Below are 12775 nucleotides of genomic sequence, written 5' to 3'. Positions count from 1 at the left end.
ACGCGCCAGCCGGCGGCGAGTGCAGCATTGATCGTGCGCCGGGCCGTTGTACGCCATTGATACCGCGTGCGTGAAGTGCGCCACAACCGGGGCTGCTAAATGCTCGCCATCTGCTATCGTCCTATCTATGCAGCCCATCATTTCCATATCGAATCTCTCCAAGTCCTACGCTTCCGGTTTCCAGGCACTGAAACAGGTCAACCTGGACATCCGGCGCGGGGAAATCTTCGCCTTGCTGGGCCCGAACGGCGCCGGCAAGACCACGCTGATCAGCACCATCTGCGGCATCGTCAATCCGAGCAAAGGCCGGATTCTGGTGGATGGCCACGATATCGTGACGGACTACCGCGCGGCCCGCGCCATGATTGGCCTGGTGCCGCAGGAACTGACCACCGATGCCTTCGAATCGGTGTGGGCCACGGTGTCGTTCAGCCGTGGCCTGTTCGGCAAGCCGAAAAACCCGGCCTACATCGAAGAGGTGCTCCGGGCGCTATCGCTGTGGGACAAGAAGGACAACCGCATCATGACGCTATCCGGCGGCATGAAGCGGCGCGTGCTGATTGCCAAGGCGCTGTCGCACGAGCCATCCATCCTGTTTCTGGATGAGCCGACGGCTGGCGTCGACGTCACGCTGCGGCAGGACATGTGGCGACTGGTGCGCTCGCTGCAAACGCGCGGCGCCACCATCATTCTGACCACCCATTACATCGACGAAGCCGAGGAGATGGCCGACCGTATCGGGGTGATCAGCAAGGGCGAAATCATCCTGGTGGACGAGAAAGCCGAGCTGATGCGCAAACTCGGCAAGAAGCAGCTGACACTGCAGCTGGAGACGCCGCTGGAACGCATCCCGCCGGCACTGGCCGGCTACAGGCTGGATCTGGCAACTGGCGGCAGCGAGCTGGTCTATACCTACGACGCGCAAGGGGAGCGCTCCGGCATCCTCGCCTTGCTGCAGGCACTCAACGCGGCGGGCATCTCCTTCAAGGACCTGCAAACCACGCAAAACTCGCTGGAAGACATTTTCGTCAGCCTGGTGAGGGCAAAAGAATGAACCTGTACGCAGTCCGCGCGATTTACCGCTTCGAAATGGCCCGCACCGCGCGCACGCTGATGCAGAGCATCATTTCGCCGGTCATTTCGACTTCGCTCTATTTTGTGGTGTTCGGCGCCGCCATCGGCTCGCGCATCCCCGAGACCCACGGCATCAGCTACGGCGCCTTCCTGGTGCCGGGCTTGATCATGCTGTCGCTGCTGACGCAAAGCATCGCCAACGCCTCGTTCGGCATCTACTTTCCCAGGTTCTCCGGGACGATCTACGAGCTGCTGTCGGCGCCGGTTTCCTACCTGGAACTGGTGGTGAGCTATGTCGGGGCGGCGGCGACCAAGTCCGTGGTCCTCGGCTTGATCATTCTGGCGACGGCGGGGTTGTTTGTGCCGCTGCAGGTGGCCCACCCGGTGTGGATGCTGCTGTTCCTGGTGCTGACCTCGGTCACCTTCAGCCTGTTCGGCTTCATCATCGGCATCTGGGCGGATGGCTTCGAAAAACTGCAGGTCATTCCGCTGCTGATCATCACGCCGCTGACGTTTCTTGGTGGCAGCTTTTACTCCATCGATATCCTGCCGCCGTTCTGGCAGACCGCCGCGCTATTCAACCCGGTGGTCTACCTGATCAGCGGCTTTCGCTGGAGTTTCTACAATATTGCCGACGTCAGCGTCGGTATCAGCCTCGCCATGACTGTCGGCTTTCTGGCGCTGTTCACCGCGGTTGTGGCGTGGATTTTCAAGACCGGCTATCGCATCAAAGCCTAGCCGTGTAGCGCCGTCGGTTGGTCGAATGCCGGGAGGCGGCCCATTCCGGCAATCAAGAATTGCACTGGGGCCGACTGGCATGGCAGCAAAGCATACGTCGCGCCGCCAATGCCATGAACGCAACGATTCGGTCCGGCAAAGACCGGCAAGGAGCGCGTGATGAGCAAGGAGCAGGCGGCACCGGAGACCACGGGCGTGACGGTACAGTTACTCGCTACCGTTGATCTGGGTCCGGAAATCGAGGGCATGGCGGGACGGCAGCTGCGCATGCGCATGGTGACTATCGCGCCCGGCGGAGTGTTCGGCCCGCTGCACAGCCATCAAGACCGGCCAGGCACCGTCTACATTCTGCAGGGCACCATCACCGATCATCGCGATGGGGTAGCCACCGACTACGGCCCGGGCGTTGGCTGGCCAGAAGACCGCCACACCACGCACTGGCTTGAAAACCGGGGAAGCGTGCCGGCGGTGGAAATCTCGGTCGACATCGTCCGGTCGGATTGAGCGGTCAGCGCCACCTGGTTTGCTGTTGGCCGCCCGCGGGCAAATGGGCTGCCACGTAAGTCCCCACACGTCATCCGCCCGCGGTGCCACCCGGCAAGCCATCAACACCGACCTTGGCGCGCATCTGGGCGCGCAACGACAGCGGGCACCGGGCGTCGGAAACCGGCCGGTACTGCGGCCAACGTTGGCCGCATGCAATATGGCGACGCGGTTGCCCGCCTCTGTTTCCCACCCTGTATTACCCGCCCGCGGCAGGCGGCCAGCTGTCACTTGCCGGCCGCGCAGCGAATGCCGCAACCTGCCGCCAGAACAGCTGGCAGCCGTCGTCAACACCGCTGCTGGCCCGCCCCCGACAAAGCGCCCCCGCCCCTGTCTATTAAGCACGCCTGCAACCTGCAATTGCTGCAATTGCTGCAATTGCTGCAAAGCATGCACGAATAAACTGCAAAGCCACCAGATTGATAAAGAAATACCGAGTTCTCATCCTGTCCCTAAACGCAGGCCATACAACGCATGGAGGCAGAATGAACACGGAAATCAGACTTACGCAGAGTGGCAGCCCGGCAGTGTTGCAGCTTGCCCACCCGGAAACCGCGGCCCCGGCAGCGGGAGACGTCTGGCTGGAGCAAGCAGCCATCGGGGTGAACTACCTGGATGTGATGCAGCGCAATGGTGCAGTGCCGATTCCCTTGCCATCCGGCCTCGGCCTGGAAGGCGCCGGCCGCGTGACAGCGGTGGGAGATGGCGTCAGCACTGTCCGGGCCGGCGACCGGGTGGCCTAGCCACCGGCCTGCTGGGCGCCTATGCCAGCGGCCGCATCTACCCGGCCGAGCGGCTGCTCCGGCTGCCGGACAGCCTGTCGTATGAAGACGCCGCAGCGGTCATGTTCAAGGGCATCACCGCCCAGTACCTGCTCAAGAGCACCTACCCTGTCGCCCCGGGCACCACCATGCTGCTCTATGGCGTGGCAGGTGGCGTGGGCGCCATCATGGCGCAGTGGGCCAAACAGCTGGGCGCCTACGTGATCGGCGTCGTGTCGAAAGCCAGCAGCGTGCCCAAGGTCGAGGCGCTGGGCTGCGATGCCGTGCTGGTATTCAACCCGGCCACCTTGGCGACCGAGGTTGGCCGCATCACCGGCGGCCACAAGGTGGATGTGGTGTACGACCCGATCGGCCTGCTGTCGTTTGCGGCCTCGCTGGACTGCCTGCGCCCGCGCGGGCTGATGGTGTCGTTCGGCGCATCGTCCGGTGTGCCGGCCGCGGTTGAGCTGGCCACGCTGAATGCCAAAGGCTCGCTGTTCCTCACCCGGCCCTCCCTGGCGGCGCATACCGCCACGGCGGCGGAATACCAGGCCCGGGCGCAAGACGTGCTGGCCGCCGTGACCAGCGGCGCGATCACGCCACGCATCTGGGGGCGTTATGCCTTGAGCGATGTGGCGGCCGCGCACGCCGATCTCGAAGCCGGGCGTTCCGCCGGCAGCATTATCCTGCAGCCATGATGCAAGACTTGTTCGACAACCAGCACAGCGACGAAATCGCCGCCCTGCTCGCCGTGGCCGCCGAGGGCTCGTTCGTCGCCGCCGGCCGCCGGTTGCAGCGCCATCCCAGCGTGCTGTCCAAACGGGTGGCGGCGCTAGAAGCACGGCTGGGTATCCGGCTGCTCGAACGCACCACCCGACAGCTGCGCCTGACGGCTGCCGGTGTCCAGCTGGAGCAGAAGCTGCGCGCCACCATCACGCTGATTAGCGAGGCGGAGCAGGAAGCCGCCGCCGGCGCCGCGGAAGTCCGTGGCCTGTTGCGGGTGGCCTTTCCCGCCGCCATGGGGCGGCAATGGCTGGCGCCGCTGCTGCCGGCCTTTCTGGCAGCCTATCCGCAGGTGTCCCTGGTGGCCGACTACAGCGAACGCTTCGTGGACATCATCACCGAAGGGTTCGATCTGGCCATACGCATCGGTGAATTGCACGACAGCCGGCTGATCGCCAAGAAGCTTGGCGACCAGCGCCGCATCCTGTGCGCCGCCCCGGCCTATCTCGCGGCGCACCCGGCGCCGGATAGCCCGCAGGCGCTGCTCGACCACAACTGCCTGCGCTTTAGCGGCTTCGCCTCGTTTCCGGAATGGCGGCTGACCAATGGCGAGCGGCAGCAAAGCGTGCTGGTATCCGGATCGATGACCAGCAATGACAGCGAGGCGCTGCTGGCGGCGGCGCGGGCCGGACTGGGCATCCTGGCCGCCGGCGAATGGCTGCTGAACCGCGATATCGCCGCCGGCAAACTGGTGCGTGTGCTACCGGATTGGCAGCTGGACGCCCAGGGTGGCATCTACCTGGTACGCCCATCTGCCCGGTTTGCCGCCGCCAGCACCCTAGCCTTCAAATCCTGGCTCGAAGACCAATTCAGCGCCGGCCCGCCCTGGCAAATCGGCGGGCGCTGAGATCACGACACAGCGGCCGGCATCGGCCGCCCGTAGCGCGGCGCGACCCTGCCGGCCACCATTGCCCGCCGGCTGGCAGGCCATCAGCCGGCGATAAAATCGGTGATCTGCTGCCACATGAACAGCGGGTTGGAGTACATCGGAAAGTGGCCGCAATGCGGCACTTCGCAAAGCCGCACCCCGTGCCGCCCGATATGCGGCAGATAGCTGAGGCCGGCATTCTGCGCGCCGTACATGAACATCTTGCGGCACGGCAGCGCCAGAAACTGTTCCATTAGCCGGCCGTGGTCCGACAACTCGACCATGGAACTGAAAATGCCGCGCACCGCCGCGGCGCGCACCTTGTGGCGCAGGCTGGCGGCGTACAGGGCGCTGGCGTAGGCCGGGGCGTGGCGGGTGCGCTCGATGAAGTCATCGAAGAACGCCTCGGCGTCGGTATTCGGGTAGGCGACGATCTGGCGACTCAGAAAGCAGTCTTCCGGCGCGATATTGCCTTCGATATCGGTAAAGCTGAGCACGCGTTCGCCCAGCTGGCTGGCCAGCAGCAAGGCGGTCAACCCGCCCATGGAGTGGCCGACCAGATGGAAGCGTTCCACCCGGTAGTGCGCCAGCACCCGCAGTGCGGTTTGCAGCTGCAGGCCGATCGACACCTGCGCCAGATCGGCGCAAACCGTGTCGCCGCAGCCGGGGGCGTCGTAGGCGATGAACGGATGCCCGTCGAAGACGGCATGCTGCACGATGTCGGCGTAGTCCTCCTTGCTCGAGCCGAAGCCGTGCAGAAACAGGATCGGCGCCTTGTCGCCGTCGCGGTGAATCGCGGCGATGTCGACGGCCACGCCATCGATGTCGAACGCCAGCCGCTGGCTGGCAAATTGTTGGTTTGTCATGCGGTGTTCCAATCAGTCGCGGCACTGCGGCCAACCTTGAGCCCAGGGTTGGCCGCAGTGCCGGGTTGCAATTAACGGGCGGTCATCACCGCGCTACAGAACTCGCCGATCGCCGTGCACGCCTGCTGCAGCGCGGCGTCGTCCAGTGCATAGGCGATGCGGAGATAGGGCGCCAGGCCAAAGGCGCTGCCCTGTACCACCGCCACGCCGGCTTCATTCAGCAGCGCCAGCGCCACGTCTTCGTCGCTGGCCAGCAATTTGCCGGCCGGACTGGTCTTGCCCAGCAGTTCCTCGCAGCAAGCAAACACGTAGAACGCGCCGCCGGGCCGGGCGCAGGACAGTCCGGGCGTGGCGTTGAGCTGGCGCAGCATGCGGTCGCGGCGGGTCTCGAACACCTCGCGCGAACGGCTGATGAAGTCCTGCGGCCCGGTCAGCGCGGCCAACGCCGCCTGCTGCGAGATGGCGCAGGCGCCGGAGGTCTGCTGCCCCTGCAGTTTTTCCATCGCCTGCAGCAGCCAGCGCGGGCCGGTGGCGTAGCCGATGCGCCAGCCGGTCATCGCGTAGGCCTTGGACACCCCGTTCATGGTCAGGGTGCGTGGCTGCAGCCGCGGTTCGACCTGCGCCAGGGTGAAGAACGGCTGACCGTCGAACAGCAGGTGTTCGTAGATGTCGTCGGCCAGCACCAGCACCTGCGGGTGATCCAGCAGCACCTGCGCCAGCGCCTGCAGCTCGTCGCGGCCATACACCGCGCCGGTGGGGTTGGATGGCGAGTTCAGGATCAGCCAGCGCGTCTGCGGGGTGATGGCGGCGGCCAACGTTGCCGCCGTCAGCTTGAAGCCGCTGTCGTGGCCGCAGGCCACCACCACCGGCCGTGCGCCGCACAGCTGCACGATTTCCGGGTAACTCACCCAGTACGGCGCCGGCACGATCACCTCGTCGCCCTCGTTCAGGGTGGCGGCCAGCGCGTTGAAGATCACCTGCTTGCCGCCGGAGCAGACAATGGTGTCCTGCCATTGCACATCCAGACCGTTTTCGCGGCGGAACTTGCTGGCCACCGCCTCGCGCAGCGCACGGGTGCCGGCCACCTGGGTGTAGCGGGTGTGGCCGCCGTTGATGGCGGCGATGGCGGCGGCGCGGATGTGTTGCGGGGTGTCGAAATCCGGTTCGCCGGCACACAGCGAGATGATGTTGATGCCGGCGGCACGCAGCGCGGCCACGCGGTCCATCACCTTGTAGGTGGCGGAGGGTTTGGCCGTGGCCAGGTGTTTGTTCAGGTATTGGCTAGTCATGGTCATGCCCTCTCGCGCCAGTGGTCCAGGCCCATCAGCTGCAGGGTGGTCGCGCCCTGGCTCAGCTGGCTCATCATCACGCTTTCCTTGGCAGCACGCGCTTCACCGGCCTGCAACGTGGCGGCTACCGCGGCGGCGGGCACGATGATCACGCCGTCGTCGTCGGCCACCAGCAGATCGCCGGCGGCCACCGCGACGCCGCCAAAAATCATCGGCAGCCCGACCGCCGGCGCGCTGGCCTTCACCGTGCCGCGCACCGACACGCCGCGGGCAAACACCGGGAAGCGGCGCTTGCCGATGGCGGCGACATCGCGCACACCGCCGTTGATCACCAGCCCGGCGATGCCGGCGGCCTCGGCGGCGACGGTCAGCACCTCGCCCCAGTAGCCGGCGATGAAGTCGCCGGTATCCACCACCAGCACGCTGCCGCGCGGCGCGCGCTCCAGCGCGATGTGGATGGACAGGTTGTCACCGGGGGAGCAGACCAGCGGGTAGGCCGCCGCGGCGATGAAGGCGCCGGGCCACAGGCTGCGAATCTGCGGGTCCACCGCGCAAGGTTGGCCGCAGGCCTCGTACAGCGTGGCGCTGCCCAGCACGGCGCAGCGTGCGGCCAACGTTGGCTTGTGTTCAGCAGTGTTCATCACGCTTTCCTTTGCAGTGTGTGGTAACCCAGCGCCGCACGCACGGCGGCCAGGGTGCTGCCCTGCGCCAGCTGCTGGCGGATCGCCGCTTCCACCGTCTCGATCTGCTGCGCCAGCGCCGCCACCTCGGCGGCGCGCTCGCGCGGCACCACCACCACGCCGTTGGCGTCGGCCACCACGATGTCGCGGGCGGCGACACGCGCCGTGCCGATCGACACCGTGCCACCCACCGCCTCCACCTGCACCCGGTCCTTGCCGGTACGCATGAAGCGGCCCCTGGAGAACATCGGATAGCCGTCATCCAGCACCTTGTTGACGTCGCGGCACACGCCGTCGATCACGGTGCCGGCGATCTGCCGCAGCCCGGCGTACTGGGTCATGATGTCGCCCCATACCGTGCAATCCGTGCGGCCATCGTTGTCGATCACCACCACATCGCCGGCGGCGACCTCGTCGATGAAATCGCCGACGCTGCCGGCCGGGCTGCTGGCGGCCACATACTTGACGGTAAACGCCGGCCCCACCACCACCTGGCGGTAGTCATCCAGCGGCATGATGCCTAGGCACTGCCCCGCCAGGCCCAGCTTGTCCATGGCATCGGATACGCCGGCGCTATCCAGCCCGGCAAACAGGGCCACCAGTTCGCGATCTGCCGCGTTCATTTGCCGCCCTCCTGCTGAATGGCGTCGAATTGCCGGTCGTGCATCACCTCTGCCACCGAGCGGCCGCTGCGCACCGCCGCCACCATGCCGTGCTGGCGCGCCGCGATGCGCTCGGCCAGATCCAGCACCGTCTCGATATGTGCCGCCGGCACAAACACCGTGCCGCAGCGATCGGCCAGCACGTAGTCGCCTTCTTCGACTTGCACACCGGCCATGTTCACCGGCTGGCCGGACGACAGCTGGATCACGCGGTTGCGCGCGCTGATCATGGTGACGCCGCGACCATACAGCGGGTAGCCGATGTCAGCGCTGCCGTCGATGTCGCGGCTGAGGCCGTCGATCACCGTGCCGCGCACACCCTTCACCTGCGCGGCATTGGCCAGGATGTCACCCCAGCAGGAAATGCCGTCCACGCCGCCGGCGATCACCAGCACGCGCTCCGTGCTGTCGATGGCGGCGATCACCGGCGAGATCAGGTGCACCGTCGGCGCCGCATCGGTCTTTCGGCCCAGCTGCACGGTGCTGGCGTGGCCAACCAGCTTGGGGCAGTCCCACAGCGGGCGCAGGCCATAGCTGGCGCCGGGCAGATTGAGGAAATCGAGCGCGTCGGACAGCGTGTTGCTGTCCTGCTGCTGCAAACGTGCGAGTAAAGAAGGCTGGCTCATCGGACTCTCCTGTTGGGGACTTGTGTGCCGCTACTTTCCGCCCTACAGTTCGATAGGTAAATTCCGAAATTTGTAACGTTTACATACGCCAAACCTATCAAAAACATGATCAACTTTCGTCTCATCCGCCACCTGTGGCTGTTCCTGGCCGTGGCCGAGGAACAGCACTTCGGCCGCGCCGCCAAGCGCCTCGGCATGTCGCAACCGCCGCTGACAGAGCAGATCCAGATCCTGGAGCAGGCACTGAAGGTGAAGCTGTTCGAGCGCTCGCGCCGCGGCGCGCAGCTGACGGCGGTGGGACAGGCGATCCTGCCGGCGATGAAGAAATTCGCCGAGCAGCTGGAAAGCCTGGAGCTGGCGGTACGCGAAGCGGCCGCCGGGCAGATCGGCACCATCACCATCGGCGCGATCACCTCGGCGATTCTGGACGTGCTGCCGGGGCTGATCGAACAGATCAAGCAGCAGCACCCGGGACTGACGGTGGCGGTAAAGGAAATCGACAGCTACGAGGCGCTGCCGGCGCTGCTCAGCGGCGATATCGACCTGGCATTTGCGCGGCTGGAAGGCGATCTGGGCGAGCACATCAGCGCGCTGCCGCTACGAGAAGACAAGTTGGCCGTGGCCTTGCCGGCCACGCACCCGCTGTGCAGCCAGGCGCAGCTGGCGCTGCACGATCTGGCCGGCGAGGATTTCATCATGTTCGCGCGCAAGGTCAGCCCGATCTCGTTCGACCGGCTGACCGCGGCCTGCCACAGCAGCGGCTTTTCACCGCGCATCCTGCACGAGGTGCGCTCGGTGACGTCGCAGATTGCGTTTGTCGGCTGCAATCAGGGCGTGGCGCTGGTGCCGGCGTCGGTGCAGGGCATGGCGCCGCCGAGCGTGGTGATCCGGCCGCTGGCGGACGAGCTGCACGTGGTCACCACCGCCATGGCCTGGAACACGCAGCGGCAGAACCATCTGCTTGCCGCGGTAATCGACACCATCAGCCGGCAACCCGGCACTCAGGGCTGATACACGGCGATTTCCACCAGGTTGCGGTCCGGGTCGCGCTCATAGATGGAGCTGATGCGCCCGCGCGCGCCGGTGCGCGCCACCGGCCCTTCCTCGATCACCACCCTGTGCACACGCAACTGCGCCGCTACCGCCTCCAGCGGCTGCTCCGTCAGGAAACACAGGTCCAGCGCCCCCGGCGTTGGCCGCAGCGCCTTGGGTTCGAATTCATGCCCCTGCAGGTGGAGATTGATTTTCTGGCTGCCGAATTTCAGCGCCAGTCGCTCCAACGGCGGCGTGCCGCCAATGAAGGTTTCCAGCGTCATGCCCAGCACATCGCGATAGAACGCTACGCAGCGCGCCAGATCGGCCGTGGTCAATACAATGTGGTCGATCGCGGTAATCATGTCTTCCCTTCCCCGAGTCAACGCCGGCTGGCCAACAACACCCCGGCAATCACCAGCAGCGTGCCGGCCAGCTGCGCCAGCGACACCGGCTCGTCCAGCAGCCACCAGCCAAAGAAAATGGTCAGCACCGGCCCCAGCATGCCGATCAGCACCGAGCGCGCGGCGCCGATGTGGCGGATGGCGGCGGACTGCCAGAAGATCGGCAAAATGGTGGAAAACAGCGCCATGCCCAGGCCGTAGCCATATACCGGCAACGGCAACTGCAGCGCCTGCCACGGCCGCAGCAGCACGAAATGCAGCAGGATGGCGGCGGTGGACACCAGGATGGCCAGCAGCGAAAAGCGCATCGCGCCCAGGCTGCGGATCGCCAGCTCCGAACCGGCACTGTACAGCGCGTACAGCACCGCGCAGGCAAACACGAAACCGGCGCCGATGAATACCCGCTGCACATCGGCACTGTGGCCCAGATCGTGCACGAAGGCCACCGCGATGCCGGCGTAGGACAGCAAGGCCGCCAGCACGATGCCACGCTCGGCCCGCTTGCCCATGAACAGGATGCCGATCAGGATGGTGAGCGTGGGATAGGTGAACAGGATCAGCCGTTCCAGCCCGGCGGAGATGTACTGCAGGCCGTAGAAATCCAGCATGCTGGAGCCGTAATAACCCGCCACACCCAGGCCCAGCAACAAGCCGACATCACGCCGCGTCAGTCGCGGCATGCCGCGCAGTACCGGCAGCGCCGCCAGCAGCACGAACGGCAGGCACAGCCCCATGCGCAGCGTCAGCAGGGTAACGGCATCCACCGCGGTGGCGGCGTAAGCCAGTTTGACAAAGATGGCCTTGAAGGAGAAACCGAAGGCGGCCAGGAAGGCAAACATGACGCCACGGCTGGCAGGCGTGGACAGGAGGGTTTTCAATTGCGACTTTCAACAAGCAGAGGTACGCCATGCTGCTGCCGGGCGCGGCAACAGTGAAATACTTTCCGCCTAGGGCTGTGATATGCGCAGGCTATCAATATTTGGCAGCAGTACCTCCACCGCTGCCACATTCGGTCATCCCAATCAATGTGGTGCTGGCCAGCTGACCACCACAGCGGCAGCCTCTACCCACATCTGATGTGGATATGACGCCACAAAAAAAAACACCAATTACTCATTTTGCAATGACTTTCATTTTAATAAATGAAATTAGCATTGCCCTGAAGGGCAATAGCCCGTTAGTACAATAAAAACGCCCTGGCGCTACTTCTAGAGTGATGACTACTAGTCCCACTCATCATGGAGTATCGATCATGGCTGCCGCATCCAATATCGCCCAAGGCAAAGTTGTCGCCCTTACCGGCAAGATCATCGCCATCATGCCCGATGGCTCGCAGCACACCGTTCAGCTGGGCGAAATTGTTGCCAGCGGCACCCGCCTGATCATTCCCCAGGATGCCTACATCGAGATGCAATCTGCCAATGGCGACATCGTGCGCATTGCAGAAGCTCGTGACCTGACCATCACCGACGACGTCTTTGGCACTACTCAGGCCAGCGCCACCGATGCCACCGACGCGGCACTGGCACCGCTGCAGCCGGAAGCCCAGCAAGTGTTGGCCCAGCTCAACAACGGGCTTGACCCGCTGACACAGCTGGAAGCCACCGCCGCCGGTCTGGGCGGTGCAGGCGGGGCGGAAGATGGCGGCAACAGCTACGTCATCCTTGGCCGCATCTCGGAAGGCATTACCACCACTACACTCGATCTGGGGCTGGATACCACCGCAGCCACGCCGACCGATGCCGGCACCAGCAACTTGAACCCGACCCCGACTATTGAAGTGGGCGCGGCAGGCACTGCCGTTGGCGATATCGTCATCAATGAAGGTGAAAACGCCGTCTTTGGCGTCAATATCACCAATGCCGCGCCAGGCAGCACCCTGGTGCTCACTTTTGCGGACGGCACGGCACTGTCTCCAGCCGATTACAGCAGCGGCACCTTCCAGTACAGCACCGATGGTGGCGCCACTTGGACCACGTACAGTGGCAGCATTGCGATTGCCGCCGGCGACTCCCTGCTGCAAGTACGCACCACAACCGTTGCCGACACCGTTGACGAACCGAATGAAACTTTCAACCTCAGCGCAACCCTGACCAGCAATGGCGTGAACTACAGCGATGGCGCGACTGCCACCATCCTTGATGACGACGTACCAGTCTTCTCCCTGACCGGGGATGCCTCTGTTGCCGAAGGCAGTGCCGCCAGCTATAGCATCAACCTCAGCGGCGCATCGCTGGTTGCCGGTCAGTCGGTCACCTTCCAGATCGGCACTGGCCTCCAGGTCGACACCGCTACCGAAGGGGTCGACTACAACTCCGAAGACGGCACCCTGACTGTGACGGCGCCGGCTGGTGGCTGGGCGGCTGGCACAACCGTCGCCACGTTCTCGGTCACCACTGTCAATGACACGCTCTACGACCCGAGCGAGAAATTTACGGTCGAGCTGCTC

At 64.9% G+C, this 12775-nt stretch carries 15 protein-coding genes; 8 read left to right on the top strand and 7 right to left on the bottom strand.

Annotation, left to right across the window (positions count from 1 at the left end; translation table 11 throughout):
• The first annotated feature begins 127 nt into the window (after nt 1-127).
• The 6 genes from ABNW52_RS01040 to ABNW52_RS01015 all read left to right on the top strand — a co-directional run bounded on the left by ABNW52_RS01040 (nt 128) and on the right by ABNW52_RS01015 (nt 4746).
• A complete protein-coding gene (locus tag ABNW52_RS01040; RefSeq protein WP_349582801.1) occupies nt 128-1054 on the top strand; it encodes an ABC transporter ATP-binding protein in 927 nt (308 codons plus the stop codon).
• Nucleotides 1051-1812: an ABC transporter permease gene (locus ABNW52_RS01035; protein ID WP_349582798.1), complete on the top strand. Its 762-nt coding sequence runs from the start codon at nt 1051-1053 to the stop codon at nt 1810-1812. The genes ABNW52_RS01040 and ABNW52_RS01035 overlap by 4 nt, the downstream gene beginning before the upstream one ends.
• 159 nt (nt 1813-1971) lie before the next feature.
• Nucleotides 1972-2316, top strand: coding sequence for a cupin domain-containing protein (locus ABNW52_RS01030; protein ID WP_349582795.1), 345 nt, complete (start codon nt 1972-1974; stop codon nt 2314-2316).
• A 524-nt stretch (nt 2317-2840) separates the two neighbouring features.
• Complete coding sequence (locus ABNW52_RS01025; protein WP_349582792.1) at nt 2841-3098, top strand: alcohol dehydrogenase catalytic domain-containing protein; 258 nt, start codon at nt 2841-2843, stop codon at nt 3096-3098.
• A 101-nt stretch (nt 3099-3199) separates the two neighbouring features.
• Nucleotides 3200-3814: a zinc-binding dehydrogenase gene (locus ABNW52_RS01020; protein ID WP_349582789.1), complete on the top strand. Its 615-nt coding sequence runs from the start codon at nt 3200-3202 to the stop codon at nt 3812-3814.
• A complete protein-coding gene (locus ABNW52_RS01015) occupies nt 3811-4746 on the top strand; it encodes a LysR family transcriptional regulator (RefSeq protein WP_349582786.1) in 936 nt (311 codons plus the stop codon). Before ABNW52_RS01020 ends, ABNW52_RS01015 begins: the two co-directional genes overlap by 4 nt.
• An 83-nt stretch (nt 4747-4829) precedes the next feature.
• On the opposite strand, the gene ABNW52_RS01010 is transcribed toward ABNW52_RS01015, so the two are convergent.
• The 5 genes from ABNW52_RS01010 to ABNW52_RS00990 all read right to left on the bottom strand — a co-directional run bounded on the left by ABNW52_RS01010 (nt 4830) and on the right by ABNW52_RS00990 (nt 8890).
• On the bottom strand, nt 4830-5633 hold the full coding sequence (locus ABNW52_RS01010) for an alpha/beta fold hydrolase (protein ID WP_349582783.1): 804 nt from the start codon (nt 5631-5633) through the stop codon (nt 4830-4832).
• A gap of 71 nt (nt 5634-5704) precedes the next feature.
• Nucleotides 5705-6928 (bottom strand): pyridoxal phosphate-dependent aminotransferase, encoded by a 1224-nt coding sequence (locus ABNW52_RS01005; protein ID WP_349582780.1) that lies wholly within the window; start codon nt 6926-6928, stop codon nt 5705-5707.
• Nucleotides 6925-7563, bottom strand: a complete 639-nt coding sequence (locus ABNW52_RS01000; protein ID WP_349582777.1) for an RraA family protein — start codon at nt 7561-7563, stop codon at nt 6925-6927. Before ABNW52_RS01000 ends, ABNW52_RS01005 begins: the two co-directional genes overlap by 4 nt.
• Nucleotides 7563-8225, bottom strand: coding sequence for an RraA family protein (locus tag ABNW52_RS00995; RefSeq protein WP_349582774.1), 663 nt, complete (start codon nt 8223-8225; stop codon nt 7563-7565). Before ABNW52_RS00995 ends, ABNW52_RS01000 begins: the two co-directional genes overlap by 1 nt.
• Nucleotides 8222-8890 (bottom strand): RraA family protein, encoded by a 669-nt coding sequence (locus tag ABNW52_RS00990; protein WP_349582772.1) that lies wholly within the window; start codon nt 8888-8890, stop codon nt 8222-8224. The genes ABNW52_RS00995 and ABNW52_RS00990 overlap by 4 nt, the downstream gene beginning before the upstream one ends.
• A gap of 105 nt (nt 8891-8995) precedes the next feature.
• On the opposite strand from ABNW52_RS00990, the gene ABNW52_RS00985 reads away from it, so the two are divergent.
• Nucleotides 8996-9901, top strand: a complete 906-nt coding sequence (locus tag ABNW52_RS00985; RefSeq protein ID WP_349582769.1) for a LysR family transcriptional regulator — start codon at nt 8996-8998, stop codon at nt 9899-9901.
• On the opposite strand, the gene ABNW52_RS00980 is transcribed toward ABNW52_RS00985, so the two are convergent.
• Complete coding sequence (locus tag ABNW52_RS00980) at nt 9892-10287, bottom strand: VOC family protein (RefSeq protein WP_349582767.1); 396 nt, start codon at nt 10285-10287, stop codon at nt 9892-9894. The two genes, ABNW52_RS00985 and ABNW52_RS00980, sit on opposite strands and share 10 nt — an antisense overlap.
• Before the next feature lie 17 nt (nt 10288-10304).
• Nucleotides 10305-11204, bottom strand: a complete 900-nt coding sequence (locus ABNW52_RS00975) for a DMT family transporter (protein WP_349582764.1) — start codon at nt 11202-11204, stop codon at nt 10305-10307.
• A 374-nt stretch (nt 11205-11578) separates the two neighbouring features.
• Between ABNW52_RS00975 and ABNW52_RS00970 the strand changes: the two genes are divergently transcribed.
• Nucleotides 11579-12775 (top strand): retention module-containing protein (locus tag ABNW52_RS00970; RefSeq protein ID WP_349582761.1); only part of this gene is annotated, 1197 nt, incomplete at its 3' end.

Source organism: Vogesella oryzagri (assembly GCF_040148885.1).
Classification (GTDB): domain Bacteria; phylum Pseudomonadota; class Gammaproteobacteria; order Burkholderiales; family Chromobacteriaceae; genus Vogesella; species Vogesella oryzagri.
The sequence above is the reverse complement of the archived record's forward strand: the minus strand, read 5'-3'. Positions and strand labels throughout refer to the sequence as shown.

Coding starts and splice junctions, on each gene's coding strand:
- ABNW52_RS01010 (WP_349582783.1), bottom strand. CDS start 5,633: ATGACAAACCAACAATTTGCCAGCCAGCGGCTGGCGTTCGACATCGAT.
- ABNW52_RS01015 (WP_349582786.1), top strand. CDS start 3,811: ATGATGCAAGACTTGTTCGACAACCAGCACAGCGACGAAATCGCCGCC.
- ABNW52_RS01005 (WP_349582780.1), bottom strand. CDS start 6,928: ATGACCATGACTAGCCAATACCTGAACAAACACCTGGCCACGGCCAAA.
- ABNW52_RS00995 (WP_349582774.1), bottom strand. CDS start 8,225: ATGAACGCGGCAGATCGCGAACTGGTGGCCCTGTTTGCCGGGCTGGAT.
- ABNW52_RS01025 (WP_349582792.1), top strand. CDS start 2,841: ATGAACACGGAAATCAGACTTACGCAGAGTGGCAGCCCGGCAGTGTTG.
- ABNW52_RS01040 (WP_349582801.1), top strand. CDS start 128: ATGCAGCCCATCATTTCCATATCGAATCTCTCCAAGTCCTACGCTTCC.
- ABNW52_RS01035 (WP_349582798.1), top strand. CDS start 1,051: ATGAACCTGTACGCAGTCCGCGCGATTTACCGCTTCGAAATGGCCCGC.
- ABNW52_RS00980 (WP_349582767.1), bottom strand. CDS start 10,287: ATGATTACCGCGATCGACCACATTGTATTGACCACGGCCGATCTGGCG.
- ABNW52_RS00990 (WP_349582772.1), bottom strand. CDS start 8,890: ATGAGCCAGCCTTCTTTACTCGCACGTTTGCAGCAGCAGGACAGCAAC.
- ABNW52_RS00985 (WP_349582769.1), top strand. CDS start 8,996: ATGATCAACTTTCGTCTCATCCGCCACCTGTGGCTGTTCCTGGCCGTG.
- ABNW52_RS01020 (WP_349582789.1), top strand. CDS start 3,200: ATGTTCAAGGGCATCACCGCCCAGTACCTGCTCAAGAGCACCTACCCT.
- ABNW52_RS01030 (WP_349582795.1), top strand. CDS start 1,972: ATGAGCAAGGAGCAGGCGGCACCGGAGACCACGGGCGTGACGGTACAG.
- ABNW52_RS01000 (WP_349582777.1), bottom strand. CDS start 7,563: ATGAACACTGCTGAACACAAGCCAACGTTGGCCGCACGCTGCGCCGTG.